We start from the raw sequence: 22,745 nt of genomic DNA, 5'->3' as shown, positions 1-22,745 counted from the left end.
GGAGTAAGTACCCCACATGACCAGTCAGTCCACCTTGCAGTCCGTACCTGCCCTGGGGACGCGCCCGGCCTCCGGCTCCAACCCGAGCCGCGCCGAGACCAGGGAGCAGCTCGCCAAGGCGTCGTACGACCTTCTTGTGATCGGCGGCGGCATCCTGGGCATCTCGACCGCCTGGCACGCCGCGCAGTCCGGGCTCAGGGTGGCGCTGGTCGACGCCGGCGACTTCGCCGGCGCCACCTCTTCCGCCTCCTCCAAGCTGCTCCACGGCGGTCTGCGCTACCTGCAGACCGGCGCGGTGAAGCTGGTGGCGGAGAACCACTTCGAGCGCCGTGCGGTCTCCCGCCAGGTGGCCCCCCACCTGGCGAACCCGCTCACCTTCTACCTCCCCGTGTACAAGGGCGGCCCGCACGGCGCGGCGAAGCTCGGCGCGGGCGTCTTCGCCTACTCCGCGCTGTCGGCGTTCGGCGACGGCGTCGGCCACCTGCTCTCCCCCGCCAAGGCGGCGCAGGACGTGCCGGAGCTGCGCACCGAGAACCTCAAGGCCGTGGCCGTGTACGGCGACGACCAGATGAACGACGCGCGCATGGCGCTGATGACGGTCCGCGCGGCCGTCGAGGCGGGCGCGGTCGTCCTCAACCACGCCGAGGTCACCGGCCTGCGCTTCACCCGGGGCCGGGTCACCGGTGCCGAGCTGAAGGACCGGCTGTCCGGCGACGAGTTCGGCGTCGACGCCCGGCTGGTGCTCAACGCGACCGGCCCCTGGGTCGACCACCTGCGCAAGCTGGAGGACCCGAACGCGGCGCCGTCCATCCGCCTGTCCAAGGGCGCGCACCTGGTCCTGAAGCGGACCTCGCCGTGGAAGGCCGCGCTGGCCACCCCGATCGACAAGTACCGGATCACCTTCGCCCTCCCCTGGGAGGACATGCTGCTGCTCGGCACCACCGACGAGGAGTACGAGGGCGACCCGGCGGACGTCGCGGTCGACGAGAAGGACATAGCCCAGATCCTGGACGAGGCCGCGTTCTCCGTCCGGGACCAGCAGCTCCAGCGTGACCTCATCACCTACGCGTTCGCCGGTCTGCGGGTGCTGCCGGGCGGCCCCGGCGACACCGCCAAGGCCAAGCGCGAGACCGTGGTGACCGAGGGCAAGGGCGGCATGCTGTCCGTCGCGGGCGGCAAGTGGACCACGTTCCGCCACATCGGCCGTACGATCATGAAGAAGCTGGAGGCGCTGCCGGGCCACCCGCTGGGCGACGACTTCGAGCCGATCTCCTCGCTGCCGAAGAAGCTCCCGCTGCCCGGCGTCGCCAACCCGCGCGCCGTCGCGCACCGGCTGCTGGTGGACCACCCGGCGCCCGGCCCGCGGATGGCCGCCGACACCGCCAAGCACCTGGCCACCCACTACGGCTCCCTGGCCTTCGACATCGCCCGGCTGGCGAACGAGAACCCGGAGCTGGCCGAGCGGGTCCACCCGGACGCACCGGAGATCTGGGCGCAGGTCGTCTGGGCCCGAGACCACGAGTGGGCCGAGACCCCGGACGACGTGCTGCGCCGCCGCACCACACTGACCATCCGCGGCCTGGCCACGGACGAGGTCCGCGCCAAGGTGCAGGGCATGCTCGACGGGAAGTAGTCCCGTACCCAGCGGGAGACCGGGAGAAGGAGAGGGGGCGGCGCCGTACGCACGGGCCGCCCCTTGCGGCGCGCCCGCACGGCGCGGGCCTTGTCGGGGGCTCGAAGGGTGTTCGAGCGCGGGAGGCGGGGCAGTGATCCGTTCACTGCCCCGTACACGGGGCTGCGGACGCCCCCGCGGGACGCCGTAAGGTTGGTGAGTCAAGCGAGGGCACGTCGGAAGGAGGCACTGGGTGATCGAGCTGGAGGGGGTTCCCGAGCTGATCGACCCAGTCATGGTGGCCGCGTTCGAGGGCTGGAACGATGCCGGTGACGCCGCCTCCACGGCGGTCGCGCATCTGGAACGCGAATGGAAGGGCGAGGTGTTCGCGGCGCTGGACGCCGAGGACTACTACGACTTCCAGGTGAACCGGCCCACGGTGTTCATGGACGGCGGAGTGCGCAAGATCACTTGGCCGACGACCCGGTTGTCGGTGGTCCGCGTCGGCGGTGACAAGCCGCGCGACCTGGTCCTGGTGCGGGGCATCGAGCCGTCCATGCGGTGGCGCTCGTTCTGCAACGAACTGCTGGGCTTCGCGCATGAGCTGGGGGTCGAGCTGGTGGTCATCCTGGGCGCCCTGCTCGGTGACACCCCGCACACGCGTCCGGTGCCGGTCAGCGGGGTCACGTCCGACACGGACCTGGCCCGCCGGATGGACCTGGAGGAGACCAAGTACGAGGGGCCCACGGGCATCGTCGGCGTCCTCCAGGAGGCGTGCACGCATGCCGGGGTCCCGGCGGTGTCGCTGTGGGCGGCGGTGCCGCACTACGTCTCCCAGCCGCCCAACCCCAAGGCCACTCTGGCGCTGCTGAACCGGCTGGAGGACCTGCTGGACCTGCGCATCCCGCAGGGCGAGCTGCCCGAGGACGCGCGGGCCTGGCAGGTGGGCGTGGACCAGCTGGCCGCGGAGGACAGCGAGGTCGCGGAGTACGTCCAGACGCTGGAGGAGGCGCGGGACACCGCGGAGCTGCCGGAGGCGTCGGGCGAGGCGATCGCCCGCGAGTTCGAGCGGTATCTGCGGCGGCGGGACGTGAGCCCGCCGGGGGGCAAGCCCCGGCCGTCGCCGCCGGACGCCTCGGGCGCTCCGGCCGACGAGGACGACCAGGAAGACCCGGAGGACTGAGAGGAGGGGCGGTACGCGCGACGCGTACCGCCCCTCCTCTGTTCCGCGCGCCCCCGGGGGCCGCGCCGGTGCTACAGGGCCACGCCCAGCAGGGCGTCGGCCGCCCGCGTGACCAGGCCCGGGGCGCCCGTGTCCGTGCCGCCCTCCGCTTCCTGCCGGGCCGCCCAGCGGTCTACCGCGGCGAGGGCCGCGGGGGCGTCCAGGTCGTTCGACAGGGCCTCGCGGATCTCCTCGACCAGCGCGTCGGCCGAGGGACCGTCGGGGCGGGAGACGGCGGCGCGCCAGCGGCCGAGGCGGTCCACGGCGTCCTGGAGGACCTGGTCGGTCCACTCCCAGTCGGCCCGGTAGTGGTGGGCGAGCAGGGCGAGGCGGATGGCGGCCGGGTCGACGCCGTCGCGGCGCAGCCGGGAGACGAAGACCAGGTTGCCCTTGGACTTCGACATCTTCTCGCCGTCCAGGGCGACCATGCCGGCGTGCACGTACGCCTTGGCCATCGGGAACTCGCCGGTGAGCACCTGGGCGTGCGAGGCGCCCATCTCGTGGTGCGGGAAGGCGAGGTCGGAGCCGCCGCCCTGGACGTCGAAGCCCATCCCGAGGTGGTCGAGGGCGATGGCCACGCACTCGATGTGCCAGCCGGGCCGGCCGGGGCCGAGGGAGGCGCCGTCCCAGCTGGGCTCGCCCTCGCGGGCGGCCATCCACAGCATCGGGTCCAGCGGGTTCTTCTTGCCCGGGCGGTCCGGGTCGCCGCCGCGCTCGGCGGACAGCAGCCGCATGGCGGCCGCGTCGAGGTGCGAGACCGAACCGAAGTGCGGGTCGGACTCGACGGAGAAGTAGACGTCGCCGTCCAGCTCGTAGGCCGCGCCGAGGTCACGCAGCCGCTCCACCAGCGGGACGATGCCGGGTATCGCCTCGACGGCGCCTATGTACTGCTGCGGCGGCAGCATCCGCAGGGCGGTCATGTCCTCGCGGAAGAGGGCCGTCTCCTTCTCGGCGAGGGCGGTCCAGTCGAGCCCGTCGCGCTGCGCGCGCTCCAGCAGCGGGTCGTCGACGTCGGTGACGTTCTGGACGTAGTGAACCTGCCGCTTGGTGTCGAGCCACACGCGCTGAACGAGGTCGAACGCGTTGTAGGTCGCCGCGTGACCCATGTGGGTCGCGTCGTACGGGGTGATGCCGCAGACGTAGATACGGGCGACGGGACCGGGCTGGAGGGTGACCAGGCCGCCGGTCGCGGTGTCGTGGATCCTCAGGTCGCGGCCCTGACCAGGCAGGGCGGGGACCTCGGAAGCGGGCCAGGCATGCATGTACATGAGCCTAACCGGCCGCCGGTCGCGGTTACGACCGGGATCGCGCCGGATGGCCGGTTGTGCGCTCTTGTATCTTCGGCCCCCGTGTGCTCACGGTGCGCTCAGACGGGCGGCCAGGGGATCGCCGGCCACTCCCCGCCGGGCTCCGGATGCACCCCGGAGGTGAGCAGGGCGGCGACGCGGGCGCGGGTGGCGTCGAGTTCCGCGGCCGTGATCAGCGGGGTCAGCCGTTCGCCGAGGTCGCCGTCGAGGGCGTCGCGCAGCCGCTTGAGCACCTCGGTGGCGTCCGCGGTGAGGGGCTCGCCGGCCCAGCCCCACAGCAGGGTGCGCAGCTTGTCCTCGACGTTGAAGGTGACGCCGTGGTCGATGCCGTAGAGCCGCCCGTCGGCGGTGGGCAGCAGATGGCCGCCCTTGCGGTCGGCGTTGTTGATCACGGCGTCGAGGACGGCGAGCCGGCGCAGCCGCTCGTCGTCGGCGTGCACCAGCAGCGCGGTGCGGCCCTCGCCGACCTCCGCGAACCCGATCGCCTTCCAGCCGGGCTCCGGCTCCTCGCCGTCGACCAGGGCGAGCAGTTCCGCCTCGGCGTGCACGTCGATCCACAGCTGGCACATGCCCTCGCCATAGGGCCCCTCGCGCAGCACGGTCGGCGGGACGAGCCCCCAGCCGGTGGCCTCGGAGACCTCGTAGGCGGCCACCTCGCGGGCCGCGAGGGTGCCGTCGGGGAAGTCCCACAGGGGGCGCTCCCCGGCCACCGGCTTGTAGACGCAGGAGGCTTCCCGGCCGTCGTACGCGACGGTGCAGAACAGTGCGGCGTTGGAGGCGCCCTGGATGCGGCCGCGTACGGTCAGCTCGCCGCGGGCGAGCAGGTCGGCGGCGCCGGGGTCGGCGGCCGTCACGCCCCGCGGCGGTATCCGTTCTGGCGCGGGCATACGTGTCCTTCCGGATCGAGCGGGAGGCTGCACAGCGGGCACGGCGGCCGCCCGGCGTTGACGACGTCGAGGGCGCGCTTGGCGAAGGCCCGGGCCTGCGCGCCGGTCAGCCGGACCCGCAGCATCGGGGGCCCGTTCTCCTCGTCCTGGAGCAGCCGCTCCTCGGCCTCCGCGAGGTCCTCGTCGGTGTCGGCGTCCAGCTCCACCAGGGCCTGCGCCTCCACGACCATGCGCTGTTCCTCGGCGTCCCAGGCCAGGGCCATGGTGCCGACGCGGAACTCCTCCTCGACGGGGGTCTCCAGCGGCGCGGTGTCGGCGACCTCGGTGGGCGCCATGGCCGGGACCGAGGCGCTGCCGCCGCTGCGGCGCACGACCTCGTCCAGGAGCTCGTCCATGCGCTCGGCGAGCGCGGCGACCTGGGTCTTCTCCAGGACCACGCTGGTCACCCGGGGGCCTGCGGTGGCCTGGAGGAAGAACGTACGGCGCCCGGGCAGTCCGACCGTGCCGGCCACGAAGCGGTCCGGCGGGTCGTAGAGGAACACCTGACGGGACACGTCCTGTCTCCATTGAGTCGAGAGTTTCGGGGGTGCGGGCCACTGCGGACGAGCGACGGCGCGGATCGCTTCACCCTACTGCGGCCGACGATCACGGTGCGCCCGCATCGCCACCGACCGGTGCGTCGCCGTCGGCGTGCTCCTCGCGCGGGGCCAGGGAGGAGAGGTCCCCGGTGTCGCCGAGGCGGACCAGGAAGGGGCGCAGGCGGGTGTAGCGGATCGCGGTGATGGAACACGGCTCCACGGAGATCCGCTGGAAGAGGTCGAGATGGAGGCCGAGGGCGTCGGCGACCAGGGCCTTGATGATGTCACCGTGCGAGCACACGAGGTAGACCGCGTCCGGTCCGTGGTCGCGCGCCACCCGGTCGTTCCACTCGCGTACGGCCTCGGCGGCGCGGGTCTGCATGGCCCGCATGGACTCGCCGCCGGGGAAGGCGGCGGCGGACGGGTGCGCCTGGACGACCTCCATCAGCGGCTCGTCCTTGAGTTCGGCGAGCTTGCGGCCGGACCAGTCGCCGTAGTGGCACTCCCCGAGCCGCTCGTCGGTGTGGACGCGCAGCCCGGGGCGGGCCGCGAGCAGCGGCGCCACGGTCTCCCGGCAGCGCTGGAGCGGGCTGGTGACGACCTCGGCGACCGGCAGCGCGGCGAGGCGCCCGGGCAGCGCGGCGGCCTGGGCGGCGCCCCGCTCGTCCAGGGACACCCCCGGGGTCCAGCCGGCGAGCACGCCGGAGGTGTTGGCGGTGGAACGTCCGTGCCTTACGAGGATCAGCGTGGGCATGCGGACCAGGGTAGGCGCATCAGGTGATGCGCCGGTGACCACACGAAGGGAGAATGCGCTCCGTGATCGTCGACTGTGCCATCTACCGGCACGGACAGCGGACCGAGGGTCCGGAGGACCTGTCCGACGCGCTCGCCGAGGCGCGGGCCGCGGGCGGGTTCGTGTGGATCGGGCTGTACGAGCCGTCCGAGCGGGAGTTCGACCTCGTCACCCGGGAGTTCGGGTTGCACCCGCTGGCGGTGGAGGACGCCCTCAAGGCGCATCAGCGGCCCAAGCTGGAGGTGTACGAGGACTCGCTGTTCGTGGTGCTGAAGCCGGTGGTGTACGAGCCGGAGAGCGACACGGTGTCGGCGGGCGAGGTGATGGTCTTCGTGGGCGACTCCTTCGCGGTGACCGTGCGGCACGGCGAGGGTTCGCCGCTGGCGGCGGTGCGGCACCGGCTGGAGAAGGAGCCGGACATGCTGGACAAGGGACCCACCTCGGTGCTGTACGCGATCGCCGACGCCATCGTGGACCGCTACCTGGAGGTGGCGACGGAGTTGCAGACGGATCTGGAGGAGGTGGAGGCGGAGGTGTTCCGGCCGGAGGACGGGGGCACCCGCAACACCGCCTCGCGGATCTACCGCTTCAAGCGGCAGGTCCTGGAGTTCCGGCGGGCCACCGGGCCGCTGGCACTGCCGCTGAGCCGGCTGGCCGGCGGCGGCCCGCTGGGCAGCGGCGGCGGGGTGCCGTTCGTGCACGACAAGGCACGGCCCTTCTTCCGTGACGTGGGCGACCACCTGGCGCGGGTGAACGAGTCGGTGGAGGGGCTGGACCGGCTGGTGTCCGATGTGCTGTCGGCCCACCTGGCGCAGATGAGCGTGCGGCAGAACGACGACATGCGGAAGATCTCCGCGTGGGCGGCGATGGCGGCGGTGCCGACGATGATCGCCGGGATCTACGGCATGAACTTCGACCACATGCCCGAGTTGCACTGGCTGTGGTCCTACCCGGCGGTGATCCTGGCGATGGCGCTGCTGGAGGTGCTGCTGTACCGGCTGTTCAAGCGGCGCGAGTGGTTGTGAGGGTCAGGCGTACTCGTGCGCGGGGGCGGTGGGGCCGCCGAGGGCGTCGAGGCGTCCGGGCATGCCGAGGGTGACCATGCGGCGCCGGCCGGCCAGGCGTTCGTAGGCGTACACGGCGTGGATGCCGGCCGTGAGCAGCGCGCGGCGGGCGCGGGGCCGGCCGGATATCGGGCGCGGGGCCGGCCGGATATACGGCTCCTGCGGTCCATGACGGCGAGGCCGACGTCGCGGTGGACGCGGATCTCGGCGAAGGCGCGGGTGCGCAGGCTGCGCCGGACGAAGGGGCCGTGCCCGACGGCGGCGAGGCGGAGCAGTCCCTCGTGGGTGCGGGCGAGGTGGCCGGCCTCGTCGTCGGAGATCATCCGCACCGCCCTGCCGATCTCGGGGTGGCCGGCGAAGTGCTCGAGGAGCAGGGCCACTGCTCGGCGGCCCGCTGTTCGGTGACCCGGCTGTGGGCGAGGTGGACGACGATGTCCCGGATGGAGCGGTATCGCAACAGGGGCGCCGTCCGGCTCGGCCGAAAGAAGGACGCGGGGGGTCGTAACCGCTCGCCGCCCGGTGCGTTGTTCCCGGTGACGGCCGTGGCGGGGAAGACCCCCGAGCCCCCACCACGGCCGCGAGAACTCGCGCGTGGGGCTTCGCGTCAGGCGAGCCCGGCGTGCTCCAGGGCCTCGGCCCCGGCGCGCAGGGAGGCGAGCCTCTCCTCCAGCGTGAAGCCGGCGGGGGCGAGGCTGAGGGTGGTGACCCCGGCGTCGGCGTAGGCCTTCATCCGGTCGGCGATGCGCTCGACGGAGCCCAGCAGCGTCGTCTTGTCGATGAGGTCCTGCGGGATCGCGGCGGCCGCGCCCTGCTTGTCCCCGGAGAGGTACTTCTCCTGGATCTCGGCGGCCTCCCTCTCGTACCCCATGCGGCGCGCGAGCCGGTTGTAGAAGTTCTGCTTGGCGCTGCCCATGCCGCCGACGTACAGCGCGGTGTAGGGACGGAAGGTGTCGGCGAGGGCGGCCAGGTCCTTGTCGGCGCCGACGGCGAGCGGCAGGGTCGGGCACACGTCGAACCCGTCGAGGGTCTTGCCCGCCTTCTCCCGGCCGGCCCGCAGATGCGTGAGGGTGGTCTCCTCCAGGTGCTCGGCGGCGGGGAAGATCAGCAGGGCGCCGTCGGCGATCTCGCCGGTCTGCTCCAGGTTCTTCGGGCCGATCGCGGCGATGTAGAGCGGGATGTGCTCGCGCTGGGGGTGCACGGTCAGCTTGAGCGGCTTGCCCGGGCCGCCGGGCAGCGGCAGCGTCCAGTGCTCGCCCTCGTACGAGAGCCGCTCCCGGGTCATCGCCTTGCGGACGATCTCCACGTACTCGCGGGTGCGGGCCAGCGGCTTGTCGAACTTCACGCCGTACCAGCCCTCGGAGACCTGGGGCCCGGAGACGCCGAGGCCGAGCCGGAACCGGCCACCGGAGAGCGTGTCGAGGGTGGCCGCCGTCATCGCGGTCATCGCGGGCTGGCGGGCCGGGATCTGGAAGATGGCGGAGCCCACGTCGATGCGCTCGGTCTGGGCGGCGACCCAGCTGAGCACGGTGGCCGCGTCGGAGCCGTAGGCCTCGGCGGCCCAGCACACGGCGTAGCCCAGCCGGTCGGCCTCCTGGGCCACGGCCAGATTGTCCCCGTCCATTCCCGCGCCCCAGTAGCCGAGGTTGATGCCGAGCTGCATGGCCGAATCCCCTTACCCGTGAGTAACGTCACTGTGGCGCCGACCTTAGCGCGGGGGCGCGGGCGGTGCCCCGAGCGGGGCCGTACGAGTTGTCCACAGGCAACCCACCGCATCGGTTCTGGCCAGTAATCTCGCGGACATGGAGCAGAGGCATCTCGGCCGTACCGGCCTGCGCGTGTCCCGGATCGGACTCGGCACCCTGACCTGGGGCCGGGACACCGAGGAGCACGACGCCGCGGACATGCTGAAGGCGTTCTGGGAGGCCGGCGGCACCCTCGTCGACACCGCCGACGTCTACGGCGACGGCGAGGCGGAGTACCTGCTCGGGCGGCTGATGGAACGGCTGGTCCCGCGCCGTGACCTGGTCCTGTCCACCAAGGCCGGCAGCGTCCCCGACCCCGAGCGCCGCTTCGACGGCTCCCGCGGGCACCTGCTGGCCGCGCTGGACGCCTCCCTGGTCCGCCTGGGCACGGACCACGTCGACCTCTGGCACATCCACGCCTACGACGCGGGAACCCCGCTGGAGGAGACGCTCCAGGCCCTCGACATAGCGGTGTCCAGCGGCCGGGCGCGGTACGCGGGGGTGTCCAATTTCTGCGGCTGGCAACTCGCCAAGGCGGCCACCTGGCAGCTCGCGGCGCCGGGCACCCGCACCCGGCTGGCCAGCACACAGATGGAGTACTCGCTGCTCCAGCGGGGCGTGGAGCGCGAGGTGCTGCCCGCCGCGCTGGACCTGGGCGTGGGCCTGCTGCCCTCCTCCCCGCTCGGCCGGGGCGTGCTGACCGGAAAGTACCGGCACGGCGTGCCGGCGGACTCCCGTGGCGCGTCCGAGCACCTGGCCCCGTTCGTGGAGCCGTATCTGGACGACACGGCGACCCGCATCGTGGACGCGGTGACCACGGCCGCCGACGGCCTCGCGGTCACCCCGCTCCAGGTGGCGCTCGCCTGGGTCCGGGACCGGCCGGGAGTCACCGCGCCGATCGTCGGCGCCCGCACCGCTCAGCAGCTCACGGCAGCGTTGTCAGTGGAGGCGCTTAGTCTTCCTGACGAGATCTGCCGGGCGCTGGACGATGTGTCGGCGCCCCTGCACCGCTATCCCGATCACGACTGGAGCACGCTGTGAGCACGGAGCCGGAGACCACGGAGGAAGCCGGGCCGGGGACGCCGGACACAACGGGGGCGCCGGCGCCGGACGGCGCGGCGGAGGGCGCGCCCGGCGCCGCGACCGCCGAGGCGGAGGCCGCCGGCGGGGCCGGGCCCGACGGGCGGGCGGACGGCACCGGGGAAGGGACGGCGTCCGAGGAGGGCGCCGGTTCGTCGGAGGGTGCGGAATCAGCGGAGGGTGCCGGTTCGTCGGAGGGTGCGGGCTCAGCGGAGGGTGCCGGTTCGTCGGAGGGTGCCGGTTCCTCCGAGATGTCCGAGGCGGAGGCCGAGCTGGCCGCGCAGCGGGTCGAGCGGGAGCGGATCGAGCGGCGCAAGGCGGAGAAGAGGGGGCCCATCGAGAGCGGCGCCAAGCTGAGCGGGAAAGCGGCGGACCTGCTGGCCGCCGTCCGGGCCGTGGAGGGCGGCAAGAAGCCGTCGGGCCCGGTGTTCGCCGCGCCCGCGCCCGCACCGGAACCGGCACCCGAGCCCGGGTCCGAGCCCGAGCCCGGGTCCGCGTCCGGGCATCAGCGGGAGACCGGGGCGGGCTCCGTGGCCGCGGCAGCCGGCCCGAACCGCCCGGCTCCCGGCGCGGAGCCGGAGCGCCCCTCCCGTCCCGCGCGGCCCGTCCCCACCGGACCCGCGCCCGAGACGGTGGACGCCGTCCGCCGGGCGCTGGCCGAGGGCGGCGCCCCCGAGGCGCTCGCCCGGCAGACGGCCACCGCGCTCGGCGAGGGCGCCGCGGCCGTGCTGCGGGAGGACCCCTGGCAGCTGCTGCGCGTTCCCGGGGTGCGGCCCGAGCAGGCGGACGGCTTCGCGCGGGCGCTGCTCGGCCCCGGCTGCGGCCCGGACGACGAGCGGCGGGGCCGGGCGGTGACGGTCTGGCTGCTGGAGCAGGCGGCCCTCGCCGGGCACACCGCCCTGGAGCTGCCCGCGCTCACCGCGGCACTGGGCCGGCAGGGCGTGCCGGACCCGGACGCGGCGGTGCAGAGCACCCTCGCCGAAGGCGACGCCCTGGTCTTCCACGACCCCCTGGACGAGCCGGGCGCCCCGGCGGCCCCGCAGGAGGAGGACGGGGAGGCCGAGGAGGCGGAGCGCCCGGTCCGGGTCCTCGTCGCCCTGGAGCGGTACGCGCTGGCCGAGGAGAGCCTCGCCGACGGCCTGGCCCGGCTGATCGACGCGCCGTCCCGGGAAGCGGCGCGGCCCTGGGCGGCGGCCGTCGCGGCGGTGTCGGGCGGCGCGGCGGAACTGGCCCGCGCGGTCGCCGGGCACGGCCTGGTGCTGCACACGGGCGGGGAGGCGGCCCGCGCCGAACCGGCGGCACTGCTCGGCGCCGCCCGGGACGCGGGCCTGCGGGCCTTCGCGGTCTGCCACACGCCCGACGGGCGGGACCGGCTCGCGGCGCTGGCTCCCCGGGCAGGGGCGGGCGTCGGCACCGTCGCGGGGCTGCTGGCCGGGGACGAGGGACCCGGACGGGACGCGGACGGCGCCCTGGAACTGGATCTGCTGCTCGTGCTGGACGCGCCCCAACTGGACGTGGAGAGCGCCGCGATGCTGGTGGAGTCGTTGCCCGACGGCGCCCGGCTGGTGCTCAGCGGGGATCCGGCGCTGCTGTGGTCGGCCGGCCCCGGGCGGGTCTTCGCCGATCTGCTCGCGGCCCGCGTCTGCCCCCGGCTCGTCTCCCGGCTCCCCGACCCGGGCCCGGTCGGGGAGCTGGTCTCCGGCATCGGCGTCGGCGAGCTGAGCCAGGTGGAGGCGCCCGGCAAGGAGGTCGTGATCGTGCCGGTACGGGACGCGGGCGAGGCCGTGCACCGCACGGTGCAGCTGGTCGCGGACTCGGTGCCGCGCGCGTTCGGCGTCCCGTCGGACCAGGTCGTGGTGATCACCCCGGGCCACGGCGGCGCGGCCGGCACCCGGGCCCTCAACTCGGCTCTGAAGGAACGCCTCAACCCCGGCCCCGGCCGGTTCGGCGGCTTCGACCCCGGCGACCGGATCGCCCACTCCCCCGCCCCGGGTCGGACCGTGCCGGGCACCGTGGTGAAGGCCGACGCGGAGGGGCTGCACCTGTCGTGCGCGGGCGCCCCCGTGGTGGTACCGCGGGAGCGGGTGGAGGGCGAGGTGCGGCACGGCTGGGCGCTGACCGCGCACCAGGCGGTGGGCGGACGCTGGCCCGCGGCCGTCGTGGTGCTGCCCGGCGACGCCGTGCGGGCGCTGAGCAGACCATGGGTGTACACGGCGTTCGGGCGGGGCGAGCGGCACCTGTCCGTGGTGCACGGCGTGGAGCAGGCCCTGCCGCGGGCGGTCGCGGAGGTCCCGGCCAAGCCCCGTACGACCCGGCTGGGCACCCTGCTGCGCCCCCAGGCCCCGGCCGCCTGACCGACGGACGGGGTCCGGTGGTGCCGTACCGGCCGGGCCGCTACGGCACCACCGCCCCGCTCACCTCCCGGCGCCCCGGACCCGGCCCCCGGGCCGGGACCGCTCGCCGCCCTCGTCCTCGTCGTCCTCGTCGTGCTCGTCAGGCTCGTCGTGCTCGTCCAGGTCGTCGTCGACGAACTCGATGTCGTCCTCGTCCGCGTCGGCGGGGTCGTCGTCCTCCTCGTCGTCGAACACCGCGCTGACGTCGAACCGGCACACCACCGCCTGCGGGTCGATGTGCTCGAACGGGGCCTCCAGCCACTCCCCGGCCTCCGGGGCCTCCTCGGCGGCGGTGACCCAGAGCGTGGAGTCGCCCTCCTCCAGGCCGAACTCCTTGTGCCGGGAGGCGATCTCGTCCGGTTCGAACTCGCCGAAGAGCAGCCCCAGCGCCCCGGGGACGGTGCCGGCCGCGTCCTCGTCCACGCCGGTGACGTCCTCGTGGTCCGCGGCCTCGACGCGCTCGGCCTGGGCCAGCAGCCGCTGGGGCTCCGCCACGGTGTAGTCGCGGCGGATCAGCACGCTGATCGCATGGGGTTCCTCGGGGCCGGCGTACGGCGGCAGCGTCTCGTCGGCACCCGGGATCTCGAAGGGGGTGACCTCGTCGTAGCGGTCGTACAGCAGCTCGTCGTACGCCTCGGCGGCCGCGGCCAGCTGGTTGAACGCCTCGAAGACGGCGGGGTCGTCGTCTCCGGACCTGCGTTCGACCTCCGCCAGGTGACGGTCGAGCGCGGTCTTGACCGCCTCGGCGGCGGCGCGTACCTCGGCAGCGGTGGGCTGCGCAGCATCAGACATAGTGCAGACGCTATCCGTACCGGGCACCAGCCCGCACAATAGATGCGATGCCGGAATACGAATTTGTCGACGTGTACGTGCCTCGCGGGGTCTCCCGCAAGGAGGCCACGCGTCTGCTGACGGACCATGCCGAGTACGGACACTGGGAGTTGGACCGACTGAGCCTGCTGCGCGACGGCAGCCGCAGGGTGCGGTTGCGGCGGCGGATCATCCGTCAGGTGCGGGCCACATGGTGAGACGAAAACGCCGAGCACGTCGGGGACATGGGGACGGAGCGGGCCCGCCGGTACACGGCCCGGCCCGCTCCGTCCCCACCGTCCGTCAGGGCGTGATCGACCGCTTCCCCGGCGTCCGGTCCTAGACCCTGGCCCGCGCCCTGCGGTACATCACCGCACCCGCGAGCAGCGCCCCCGCGCCGGCCGACAGCGCGACACCCAGCGGCAGCTCGCTGCCGGTGTGCGCGAGCTCACCCGTGGTCAGGGACGCGGCGGACCCCTGGGGGGTGTGCGCCTGGTGGGCGGGCGGGGTGGCCGGAGTTCCCGGGTGCTGCGGGGTGCCCGGCTGGTGCGGCGTCCCCGGGTGGCCCGGCTGGCCGGGGTGACTCGGGTGACCGGGGTGACTCGGATGACCGGGGTGACTCGGATGACCGGGGTGGCCCGGGTGACCGGGGTGGCCCGGGTGACCGGGGTGGCCCGGGTGGCTCGGCGGGGTGGTGTGGCTTCCGCCGCCGTTGGCGCAGTCGTTGCCCAGGGCGGGATTGCCCACCCCGACGACATCGACGCTGTTGCCGCAGACGTTCACCGGGACGTCGATCGGCACCTGGACGGTGTTGCCCGATCCCACGCCCGGCGAGCCCGTGGTGTGTCCGCCCGCGTGCGCGCCCCCCGAGCCTCCGGAGCCGCCGTGACCCTGACCTCCCTGACCGCCGCCGGAGTTGGCGCAGGCGTTGCCCATCGCCGGGTTGAGGAGCCCGACGACGTTGACGGTGTTGCCGCAGACGTTCACCGGCGCGTGCACCGGCACCTGCACGGTGTTGCCGGACAGAACGCCGGGTGAGCCGGCCGCGGCGCCGGACGCGCCCGCGTCCGCGTGTGCCGCGCCGGTCGCGGCGGCGATCACCCCGGCCGCCGCCGCCATGGTCATCAGACCCTTACGGGTGCTTTGTCGCATTGGTGCGTACCCCCCTGCCTTCGCTTTGCCTTCACTGTCTGGAAAAGGCCGGTCGGCCTCGGAGCGCATCGCGCGTTCCGAGGCCGACGGCTCGCACATGGCGTCCCCTCGGGGTGGATGGCCCCTCGGGGAGCCGGCGTCAGCTGTTGACGCAGGTGTTGCCGAAGGCGGGGTTCAGGAGCCCGATCACGTTGATCGTGTTGCCGCAGACGTTCACCGGGACGTGCACGGGCACCTGGACGACGTTGCCCGAAACGACACCCGGGGAGTGCACCGCGGCGCCCTGGGCACCGGAGTCGGCCACGGCCAGACCCGCGCCCGCGAGAACCAGTCCACCGGTGGCAGCCGCAGCGGCGACGACCTTCTTGATCATTGTTCCTCCTCGTTGGCAAGGCGATCCCAAGGTGCGGGGATCGCATCACCTGTAACGAGGAGGGAGTATTGGAGCTACGAGCTTATGGTCGCATTCACCCTTCTCAGTCGATCTCGAACGCGCACCCGAATGTCCGGGCGCCTCAGGAGGCGTCGAGGAAGCGGTCGAGGACCCGCACGCCGAACCGGAGTCCGTCCACCGGCACCCGCTCGTCCACGCCGTGGAACATGCCCGCGAAGTCCAGCTCCGGCGGCAGCTTCAGCGGCGCGAAGCCGAAGCCGCGGATGCCGAGGTCGTCGAAGGACTTGGCGTCGGTGCCGCCGGAGAGCATGTACGGGATCGCCTTGGCGGCGGGGTCCTCGGCCAGCAGGGCCGCCTGCATCGCCTCCACCAGCGCGCCGTCGAAGGTCGTCTCGACGGCCTTGTCGGCGTGCACGTCCTCGCGGCGGACGTGGGGGCCGAGCAGCCGGTCGAGGTCGGCGAGGAACTCCTCCTCGTAGCCGGGCAGGAAGCGGCCGTCGATGTGCGCGGTGGCCTCGCCGGGGATGACGTTGACCTTGTAGCCGGCGTTCAGCTGGGTGGGGTTGGCGGTGTTGCTCAGGGTCGCGCCGATCAGCTTGGCGATGCCGCCGAGCTTGGCGATGGTGGCCTCCATGTCCTCCGGGTCCAGCTCGGTGCCGAGCGCGTCGCCCAGCTCGTCGAGGAAGGCCCGGGTGGTCTTGGTGACCCGCACCGGGAACGTGTGCCGGCCGACCCGGGCGACGGCCTCGGACAGCTCGGTGATGGCGTTGTCCCGGTGGATCATGGAGCCGTGCCCGGCGGTGCCGGCCACGGTGAGCTTCATCCAGTGCATGCCCTTCTCGGCCGTCTGGATCAGGTAGAGCCGGCGCTGCTCGTTCACCGTGAAGGAGAAGCCGCCGACCTCGCTGATCGCCTCGGTGACGCCCTCGAACAGCTCGGGGTGGTGGTCGACCAGGTACCGGGCGCCGTAGGTGCCGCCCGCCTCCTCATCGGCGAGGAAGGCGACCACGACGTCCCGCGGGGGCCGCCGCCCGCTGCGCAGCCGGTCGCGCACGACCGCGAGGGTCATGGCGTCCATGTCCTTCATGTCGACCGCCCCGCGCCCCCACACGCACCCGTCGGCGATCTCGCCGGAGAAGGGGTGGTGGGTCCAGTCGTCGGCGTTGGCCGGTACGACGTCCAGGTGGCCGTGGATCAGCAGGGCGGGCCGGGACGGGTCCTCCCCCGCGATGCGGGCCACGGTGGAGGCGCGGCCCGGGTGCGACTCGTAGATCCTGGGCTCCAGGCCGACCTCGGCGAGCTTCTCGGCGACCCACTCGGCGGCCTTGCGCTCACCGGGGCCCGAGTGGTCGCCGTAGTTGCTGGTGTCGAACCGGATCAGCTCGCGGCAGAGGTCCACGACCTCGTCCTCGCCGGTGACGCCCTGGGCCGTGTCCGTCTCGCTCACGCTGCTTCCTCCCGACTTCCCTGCTGGTGGTCCCCCTCATCCTCTCTCCGCCCCCGCCCCGGACCCAAGACCGGTCCCGGCCCGTCACACGCCGTTCACGCGGGACCGGCCGGGAGCGGGGGGTGATCAGCCACCTCCGAAAGCCTGGTAATGTTTCCTTCGTCGCCGCGAGGGAGACCCCACCGAGGGAAGCCCGAGCACGACAGACACCTTGTCCGGGTGGCGGAATGGCAGACGCGCTAGCTTGAGGTGCTAGTGCCCTTTATCGGGCGTGGGGGTTCAAGTCCCCCCTCGGACACCAGTGAGGGCCCCTGCTTCGGCAGGGGCCCTTTCGCGTGCCCCAGTGCGGCTTCCTAGAATTGATGGGTGGCCCGGGCCAATGACGAGGTCGAGGCGCTGCTGCGGGAGTACGCGGACCTCATCGCGATCACCGGAGGCGACGCGTTCAAGGCGCGCGCCTACGAGAAGGCGGCGCGGGCCGTCGGCGGGTATCCGGCCGATGTCTCCACGCTGGACGAGGACGGGCTGCGGGAGATCCCGAACGTGGGGCGGTCGATCGCGGACAAGGTGGCCGAGTACCTGCGCACGGGGAAGATGGCCGTGGTCGAGGAGCGGCGGGCCAGGATCCCGGCCGGGGTGCGGGAGCTGATCACCATCCCGACCCTCGGTCCCAAGAAGGCCCTGCGGCTCTACGAGGACCTGCACATCTCGTCGGTGAACGAGCTGGCCGCCGCGATCGAGTCGGACGCGCTGGCCGATCTCAAGGGGTTCGGGGAGAAGACGCAGGACAACATCCGGCACGGCATCGAGTTGTTGCAGCAGGCGGGGGCGCGGGTGCCGTTGCCGCTCGCGCTGGACACCGCCGAGGAGATCATCGCCGCGCTGTCCGGGGTGGCCGGCTGCCGGCGGTGTGCCTACGCGGGGTCGCTGCGGCGGATGCGGGAGACGGTCGGGGACCTGGACGTCCTGGTGGCGGCGGCGAGGTCGGGGCCGTTCATGGAGGCGCTGTGCGAGCTGCCGGGCACCGCCGAGGTGATCGCGCGGGGCACGAAGAAGACGTCGGTGCGCACCGGCAAGGGGCTCCAGGTGGATCTGCGGGTGCTGCCGCCCAAGTCGTGGGGCGCGGGGTTGCAGTACTTCACGGGGTCCAAGGCGCACAACATCCGTACCCGGACCATCGCGGTGCACCGGGGGCTGAAGCTGTCGGAGTACGGCGTGTTCGACTCGGAGAGCGGGGAGTCGGTGGCCTCGCGCACCGAGGAGGAGGTGTACGCGCGGCTGGGGCTGCCGTGGATCGAGCCGACGCTGCGCGAGGACCGCGGGGAGATCGAGGCGGCCCTGCGCGGGGAGCTGCCCGAGGTGGTGACGGAGCGGGACGTCCGCGGTGATCTGCACACCCACACCGATCTCACCGACGGGCTGGCGTCGCTGGAGGCGATGGTGGAGGCGGCCGCGGGGCGCGGGTACGCGTACTACGCGGTGACCGATCACGCGCCGGACCTGTACATGCAGCGGATGACCGACGAGAAGATCCTCGCCCAGCGGGCGCGGCTGCGGGAGCTGGACGGCAGGCATCGCCGGATGCGGCTGCTGCACGGCACGGAGCTGAACATCGGGCCGGAGGGCGAGGTGGACTGGCCCGACGAGTTCCTGGCCGGTTTCGATCTGTGCGTGGCCTCGCTGCACTCGCACTTCGACCTGGGCCGCGCGGCGATGACCCGGCGGCTGGTGCGGGCCTGTGAGAACCCGTACGTCAGCGTCCTGGGGCATCCCACCACCCGGCTGATCGGCCGGCGGCCGGGGGTGGACGCGGACTGGGACGAGGTGTTCGCGGTCTGCGCGCGCACCGGCACGGCGCTGGAGGTGAACGCGCAGCCGGACCGGCTCGACCTGTGCGACGAGGACATCCTGCGGGCGCGGGCGCACGGGGTGCGGTTCGCGGTGAACACCGACGCGCACTCGGTGCCGCATCTGGCGCAGCTGCGGTACGGCATCGGCACCGCCCAGCGGGGCTGGCTGACCCCGGACGAGGTGATCAACACCTGGCCGCTGACCCGGTTGCGCCGGTTCCTGCGCAAGGGCGGGCGCTAGTGCTGCGACCGGAAGGGTTCACCGGCTCGCGACGCCCGGCACGGCACCTCGCCGCGTTGTCGCATCCCCCGAGTACATCCATCCGGTACGCGGGTGATGCTCCGCCTTGCGATGCACCGCACCGGACGCCGCGAGCTTCCCGGCAAACCCTCCCAGCCACAGCACTAGAGGGCCCGTACGGCGAGGGTGCCGTCGGCCGTCTCCTCGACGCGCGCGCCCCGGGCGCGGGGGGCGAGGGTGGCGCACAGCCAGGTGGTGTCCTCGGCGGAGGCGGTCTCCAGACGCATCCGGCGGGCCTGGAAGGGCACGAGCCGCAGGCCGGTCAGGTGGCCGGTGGCGGCGTCGAGCGAGGCCAGGTGGAGCAGCCGGAGGTCGTCGCGGTAGCGCTCGTAGCCGCCGATGCCCTCGTAGTCGTCCACGAGGTCGCCGCAGCCGTAGAGGACGAGTCGGCCGCGGTGGATCTCCAGGGGGCGCGGGTGGTGGGAGGAGTGTCCGTGGACGATGTCGGCGCCCGCGTCGACGAGCGCGTGGGCGAGGCGCCTCTCGGCGGGGGAGACGGCGTAGCCCCAGTTGGGGCCCCAGTGGACGGAGACGACGACCAGGTCGCCGGGGCGGCGCAGCCGGCGCACCCGGTCGGCGAGGTCCCGCAGCCCGTCCTCGGTGAGCAGGGCGACCCCCGGTCGTCCGGCGGTGGCGGCCCAGTCGTGGGGGATGCCACTGGAGGGCAGGCCGCGGGAGAAGACCAGGGCCCGGCCGCCCGTGCGCAGCGGGACGGTGGCCGGGCGGCGGGCCGCGTCGGTGTCGCGGCCCGCGCCGGCCGTGCGCAGGCCCGCCGCCGTCAGGGCGGTCAGCGTCTGGATGAGGCCGCGCCGGCCGAAGTCGAGGACGTGGTTGTTGGCGAGGGCGCAGACGTCGGGGCGGGCGGCGGTGAGGCAGGGCAGGTTGGCGGGGTGCATCCGGTAGTGGACGGCCTTGCCGGGGGCGAAGTCGCCGTCCGCGGTGACGGCGGTCTCCAGGTTGAGCACGCGCACGTCCGGCGCGGCCCGCTCCAGCACGGGCAGCGCCTCGCCCCAGGGCCAGGCGGCGTCCACCGGGCGGGGGACGGGCCCGCTTGCGGCCTCGGCGAGGGCGACGTACTCGCGGGCGTCGTGGACGAAGTCCTCGCGCAGGGCCGGGTCGCCGGGGTGCGGGAGGATCTGGTCGACTCCCCGGCCGAGCATGACGTCACCGGCGAGGGCGATGGTGACGGTTCCCTCGGGCATGGGCCGCCCCCGGGCGTGGTCAGACGTGCGCGGGTGCCATGTGGTCGGTGAACCAGTCGCGGGCCAGTTCGGTCACCCGGTCCAGGGTTCCGGGCTCCTCGAAGAGGTGGGTGGCGCCGGGGACGGTCGCCAGCCGGTTCTCGCACCGCAGCCGGGTCCGCGCGTCGCGGTTGAGGTCGAGGACCAGCGCGTCGGCGCCGCCGACGATCAGCAGGGTGGGCGCGGTGACCTCGGGGAGCCGGGGTCCGGCGAGGTCGGGCCGGCCGCCCCGGGAGACGACGGCGGCGGGGCGTCCCTCGACGGCGGCCCACAGGGCGGCGGCCGCGCCGGTGCTGGCGCCGAAGTAGCCGACGGCGAGGCCCTCCACGGCGGGTTCGGCGCGCAGCCAGTGGGTGGCGGCCAGCAGCCGGCCGGCCAGCAGGGGGATGTCGAACACGTTGTCCCGGTCGCGCTCCTCGGCGTCGGTGAGCAGGTCGAACAGCAGGGTGCCGAGCCCCGCGCGGTGCAGGCCCTCGGCGACGTACCGGTTGCGCGGGCTGTGGCGGCTGCTGCCGCTGCCGTGGGCGAAGGCGACCACGCCGGTCGCGCCGTCGGGCACGGTGAGCCGGCCGGCCAGCCGGACGCCGTCCGCGGGCACCGTCACCTCGCGGCCGACCGGCGCGCCGTGCCGGTGGCGGCGCAGGCAGGCGGTGACCTCCTCGTCCTCGGTCTGGGAGAAGTCGTCGTAGAACTGGCCGACGGCGGCGAAGTCCCAGGGGGTCTCCAGACAGACCAGTTCGTCGGCGTCCCCGCCGAGGCGCCGGGCGAAGTCGCGGGGGGCGACGGGGACGGCGAGCACGATGCGGGCGGCGCCCCGGGCGCGGGCGACCCGGCAGGCGACGCGGGCGGTGGAGCCGGTGGCGACCCCGTCGTCCACCACCACGGCGGTCCGGCCGGCGACGGACGCGGAGGGGCCCTCGCCCCGGTAGCGTGCGGCCCGCTCGGCGAGCACCCGGCGCTCGCGCTCCTCGACCCGGGCGAGTTCCTCGTCGCTCACCCCGGTGCCGCGCAGCACGTCCGGGTTGAGCACGCGTACGCCGTCCTCGCCGATCGCGCCCATGGCCAGCTCCGGCTGGTAGGGCACGCCGAGTTTGCGGACGAGGCAGACGTCCAGCGGCGCGTCCAGGGCCTCGGCGACGGCGGCGGCGACCGGCACTCCCCCGCGCGGCAGCCCGAGCACCACCACGTCCTGGCCGCGCAGGTACTCCAGGCGGCGGCCGAGCCGCCGCCCCGCCTCCGGCCGGTCGGGGAACCGCACGGCGGGCTCCGTCACTCCCGGGTGAGCCACAGCGGCACGGGACTCTCCTCCTCGGCCGCGCCCAGCGCCCGCATGTCGCCGTTGGCGGCGCGCACCAGCAGCCGGCCCATGGCGATCAGGGCGCGTCCGGCGGCGAGTTCGTCGCCGATCTCGGGGACGTCGTGGTCGTCGGGGCTGCGGCGGGCCTCCGCGTGGCTCTCCAGGACGCTGTCCCCGGTGTCGAGGACGATCCGGGCCGTGGTGTCCGGGTCGTGCTCGGACAGGTACAGGCTCAGCCGCCACTCCTTGACGGCCGGAGGATGGTGGCCGCTCACGGGTCGGGTCATCGTCCGTCCCTCCTCCTCGCGCCTCCTCGCGGCCCGGCCCCGGGGCGCGTGGGGCCGGCACTTCCACTGTGCACCCGCCCGGCGGCGGGCGCCTCCCCGGCCTTCGGCACAATGGGGCCCATGAGCACGCGCACCTGCCCCTGCGGACTTCCGCAGTCCTACGACGCCTGTTGCGGCCGTTTCCACTCGGGGGCCGCGAGCGCGCCGACCGCCGAGCTGCTGATGCGGTCGCGGTACTGCGCGTTCGTCAAGGGGGACGCGGGCTATCTGCTGCGCACCTGGCATCCGCGGACCCGGCCGGAGCGGCTGGACCTCGATCCGCGGATGCGGTGGACCGGCCTGGAGATCCTGGACGCCGACGGCGGGTCCGCGTTCCACACCACCGGCACGGTGACCTTCCGCGCCTCCTACCGGGGCGGCCGGCTGCACGAGCGCAGCCGCTTCGAGCGGGTGGCCGGGGCGTGGGTGTACGTGGACGGCGACTTCCTCGACTGAGGGCCCGGGCCCCGCACCCCGGTCAGGGCGCCAGGATGTCCAGTTCCTGGAGGGCGCCCACGGTGATCTGCCGGGTGAGTTCCTCGGCGCGGACCGCGTCGCGGGCGCGGACCGCCTCGGCCACCTGGACGTGCAGGGTGACGGCCGCCGGGTCGGGGTCCTCGAACATGACCTCGTGGCGGGTGCGGCCGGTGAGCACCTCCGCGACGACGTCGCCGAGGCGGGCGAACATCTCGTTGCCCGAGGCGCTGAGGATGACGCGGTGGAAGGCGACGTCGTGGAACAGGTACTCGCGCAGCCGGTGGCCGCGTGAGTGGGCGACCATGCCCAGTGCGCACTCGGTGAGTTCGGCGCACTGTTCGGCGGTGGCGAGCCTGGCCGTGAGCCCGGCCGCGACCGGTTCGATCGCGGAGCGCAGCACGGTGAGCGAGCGCAGCTGGTGGGGGCGGTCGGCGCCGGCCAGCCGCCAGCGGATGACCTGCGGGTCGTAGACGTTCCACTCGCAGCGCGGCCGGACGGTGACGCCCACCCGGCGGCGGGACTCGACCAGGTGCATGGACTCCAGCACCCGCACCGCCTCGCGCATCACGGAGCGTGACACCTCGAAGTGCTGGGCGAGTTCATCGGTGCGCAGGATGCTGCCCGGCGGGTACTCGCCCGCGGTGATCGCGGGGCCGAGGGTGTCCAGTACGCGGCCGTGCAGCCCCCGGCCCGGTGTGCTCATGCACTCAGCGTACGGCGTAGGTCACGGGAACAAAAAGTCAGACTTATATGTCACAGTCTCTTGAATTCG

At 73.8% G+C, this 22,745-nt stretch carries 21 protein-coding genes, 1 tRNA gene and 1 pseudogene; 9 read left to right on the top strand and 14 right to left on the bottom strand.

Annotation, left to right across the window (positions count from 1 at the left end):
* Positions 1-16: 16 nt before the first annotated feature.
* A complete protein-coding gene (locus FRZ03_RS00175; RefSeq protein WP_146462943.1) occupies positions 17-1,633 on the top strand; it encodes a glycerol-3-phosphate dehydrogenase/oxidase in 1,617 nt (538 codons plus the stop codon).
* A 232-nt stretch (positions 1,634-1,865) separates the two neighbouring features.
* Positions 1,866-2,795 (top strand): PAC2 family protein, encoded by a 930-nt coding sequence (locus tag FRZ03_RS00170; RefSeq protein WP_146462942.1) that lies wholly within the window; start codon positions 1,866-1,868, stop codon positions 2,793-2,795.
* A 71-nt stretch (positions 2,796-2,866) separates the two neighbouring features.
* On the opposite strand, the gene mshC is transcribed toward FRZ03_RS00170, so the two are convergent.
* From mshC to FRZ03_RS00150, 4 genes are all read right to left on the bottom strand, one after another.
* A complete protein-coding gene (gene mshC, locus FRZ03_RS00165; RefSeq protein WP_146462941.1) occupies positions 2,867-4,096 on the bottom strand; it encodes a cysteine--1-D-myo-inosityl 2-amino-2-deoxy-alpha-D-glucopyranoside ligase in 1,230 nt (409 codons plus the stop codon).
* A 104-nt stretch (positions 4,097-4,200) separates the two neighbouring features.
* Positions 4,201-5,028, bottom strand: coding sequence for an SCO1664 family protein (locus FRZ03_RS00160; protein WP_146462940.1), 828 nt, complete (start codon positions 5,026-5,028; stop codon positions 4,201-4,203).
* Positions 4,992-5,582, bottom strand: a complete 591-nt coding sequence (locus FRZ03_RS00155) for a DUF3090 domain-containing protein (RefSeq protein ID WP_146462939.1) — start codon at positions 5,580-5,582, stop codon at positions 4,992-4,994. The genes FRZ03_RS00160 and FRZ03_RS00155 overlap by 37 nt, the downstream gene beginning before the upstream one ends.
* A 91-nt stretch (positions 5,583-5,673) precedes the next feature.
* Complete coding sequence (locus FRZ03_RS00150) at positions 5,674-6,360, bottom strand: histidine phosphatase family protein (protein WP_146462938.1); 687 nt, start codon at positions 6,358-6,360, stop codon at positions 5,674-5,676.
* A 62-nt stretch (positions 6,361-6,422) separates the two neighbouring features.
* Between FRZ03_RS00150 and FRZ03_RS00145 the strand changes: the two genes are divergently transcribed.
* Entirely contained in the window at positions 6,423-7,424 is a 1,002-nt protein-coding gene (locus FRZ03_RS00145) for a magnesium and cobalt transport protein CorA (RefSeq protein WP_186785192.1), read from the top strand.
* Positions 7,425-7,427: 3 nt separating this feature from the next.
* On the opposite strand, the pseudogene FRZ03_RS39925 reads toward FRZ03_RS00145, so the two are convergent.
* Both FRZ03_RS39925 and FRZ03_RS00140 read right to left on the bottom strand, forming a co-directional pair.
* Positions 7,428-7,908: pseudogene (locus FRZ03_RS39925) on the bottom strand (ferritin-like domain-containing protein); the annotation flags it as partial.
* A 159-nt stretch (positions 7,909-8,067) separates the two neighbouring features.
* On the bottom strand, positions 8,068-9,123 hold the full coding sequence (locus FRZ03_RS00140; RefSeq protein ID WP_146462936.1) for an LLM class F420-dependent oxidoreductase: 1,056 nt from the start codon (positions 9,121-9,123) through the stop codon (positions 8,068-8,070).
* Positions 9,124-9,262: 139 nt separating this feature from the next.
* On the opposite strand from FRZ03_RS00140, the gene FRZ03_RS00135 reads away from it, so the two are divergent.
* Both FRZ03_RS00135 and FRZ03_RS00130 read left to right on the top strand, forming a co-directional pair.
* Positions 9,263-10,246, top strand: coding sequence for an aldo/keto reductase (locus FRZ03_RS00135; RefSeq protein ID WP_146462935.1), 984 nt, complete (start codon positions 9,263-9,265; stop codon positions 10,244-10,246).
* Positions 10,243-12,639, top strand: coding sequence for a helix-hairpin-helix domain-containing protein (locus tag FRZ03_RS00130; protein ID WP_146462934.1), 2,397 nt, complete (start codon positions 10,243-10,245; stop codon positions 12,637-12,639). The genes FRZ03_RS00135 and FRZ03_RS00130 overlap by 4 nt, the downstream gene beginning before the upstream one ends.
* A 60-nt stretch (positions 12,640-12,699) precedes the next feature.
* On the opposite strand, the gene FRZ03_RS00125 is transcribed toward FRZ03_RS00130, so the two are convergent.
* The gene (locus FRZ03_RS00125) at positions 12,700-13,470 is read right to left on the bottom strand and encodes a hypothetical protein (RefSeq protein WP_146462933.1); all 771 of its coding nucleotides are present in this window, start codon (positions 13,468-13,470) and stop codon (positions 12,700-12,702) included.
* 47 nt (positions 13,471-13,517) lie between these two features.
* On the opposite strand from FRZ03_RS00125, the gene FRZ03_RS00120 reads away from it, so the two are divergent.
* The gene (locus tag FRZ03_RS00120) at positions 13,518-13,706 is read left to right on the top strand and encodes a DUF5703 family protein (protein ID WP_014671721.1); all 189 of its coding nucleotides are present in this window, start codon (positions 13,518-13,520) and stop codon (positions 13,704-13,706) included.
* A gap of 121 nt (positions 13,707-13,827) precedes the next feature.
* Here FRZ03_RS00120 and FRZ03_RS40940 read toward each other — a convergent pair whose 3' ends face one another.
* The 3 genes from FRZ03_RS40940 to FRZ03_RS00105 all read right to left on the bottom strand — a co-directional run bounded on the left by FRZ03_RS40940 (position 13,828) and on the right by FRZ03_RS00105 (position 16,481).
* Positions 13,828-14,640: a chaplin gene (locus FRZ03_RS40940; RefSeq protein ID WP_146462932.1), complete on the bottom strand. Its 813-nt coding sequence runs from the start codon at positions 14,638-14,640 to the stop codon at positions 13,828-13,830.
* A gap of 139 nt (positions 14,641-14,779) precedes the next feature.
* Positions 14,780-15,013 (bottom strand): chaplin ChpH, encoded by a 234-nt coding sequence (gene chpH / locus FRZ03_RS00110; protein WP_074991889.1) that lies wholly within the window; start codon positions 15,011-15,013, stop codon positions 14,780-14,782.
* Positions 15,014-15,155: 142 nt separating this feature from the next.
* Positions 15,156-16,481 carry a M20/M25/M40 family metallo-hydrolase gene (locus FRZ03_RS00105; RefSeq protein WP_146462931.1) on the bottom strand — a complete coding sequence of 442 codons (1,326 nt, stop codon included), beginning with the start codon at positions 16,479-16,481 and terminating at the stop codon, positions 15,156-15,158.
* A 213-nt stretch (positions 16,482-16,694) separates the two neighbouring features.
* Between FRZ03_RS00105 and FRZ03_RS00100 the strand changes: the two genes are divergently transcribed.
* Both FRZ03_RS00100 and polX read left to right on the top strand, forming a co-directional pair.
* Positions 16,695-16,782: transfer RNA gene (locus FRZ03_RS00100), tRNA-Leu, on the top strand.
* A gap of 65 nt (positions 16,783-16,847) precedes the next feature.
* The gene (polX, locus tag FRZ03_RS00095; protein ID WP_146462930.1) at positions 16,848-18,572 is read left to right on the top strand and encodes a DNA polymerase/3'-5' exonuclease PolX; all 1,725 of its coding nucleotides are present in this window, start codon (positions 16,848-16,850) and stop codon (positions 18,570-18,572) included.
* A 164-nt stretch (positions 18,573-18,736) separates the two neighbouring features.
* Here the strand turns inward: polX and FRZ03_RS00090 are convergent, their stop codons facing one another.
* Genes FRZ03_RS00090 through FRZ03_RS00080 form a run of 3 tightly spaced genes read right to left on the bottom strand, consistent with a single transcriptional unit; the run spans position 18,737 to position 21,457 of the window.
* The gene (locus FRZ03_RS00090) at positions 18,737-19,834 is read right to left on the bottom strand and encodes a CapA family protein (protein WP_146462929.1); all 1,098 of its coding nucleotides are present in this window, start codon (positions 19,832-19,834) and stop codon (positions 18,737-18,739) included.
* Positions 19,835-19,853: 19 nt separating this feature from the next.
* On the bottom strand, positions 19,854-21,131 hold the full coding sequence (locus FRZ03_RS00085) for a phosphoribosyltransferase family protein (protein WP_146462928.1): 1,278 nt from the start codon (positions 21,129-21,131) through the stop codon (positions 19,854-19,856).
* Between the two features lie 11 nt (positions 21,132-21,142).
* Positions 21,143-21,457: a dsRBD fold-containing protein gene (locus FRZ03_RS00080; RefSeq protein ID WP_146462927.1), complete on the bottom strand. Its 315-nt coding sequence runs from the start codon at positions 21,455-21,457 to the stop codon at positions 21,143-21,145.
* Positions 21,458-21,577: 120 nt separating this feature from the next.
* Here FRZ03_RS00080 and FRZ03_RS00075 point away from each other — a divergent pair, with 120 nt between their 5' ends.
* Positions 21,578-21,952, top strand: a complete 375-nt coding sequence (locus tag FRZ03_RS00075) for a YchJ family protein (RefSeq protein ID WP_146462926.1) — start codon at positions 21,578-21,580, stop codon at positions 21,950-21,952.
* Between the two features lie 22 nt (positions 21,953-21,974).
* Here the strand turns inward: FRZ03_RS00075 and FRZ03_RS00070 are convergent, their stop codons facing one another.
* Complete coding sequence (locus FRZ03_RS00070; RefSeq protein WP_146462925.1) at positions 21,975-22,676, bottom strand: FadR/GntR family transcriptional regulator; 702 nt, start codon at positions 22,674-22,676, stop codon at positions 21,975-21,977.
* Positions 22,677-22,745 lie beyond the last annotated feature (69 nt).

The sequence above is a fragment of the Streptomyces misionensis genome (assembly GCF_007896895.1).
Lineage (GTDB): Bacteria > Actinomycetota > Actinomycetes > Streptomycetales > Streptomycetaceae > Streptomyces > Streptomyces misionensis_A.
The sequence above is the reverse complement of the archived record's forward strand: the minus strand, read 5'-3'. Positions and strand labels throughout refer to the sequence as shown.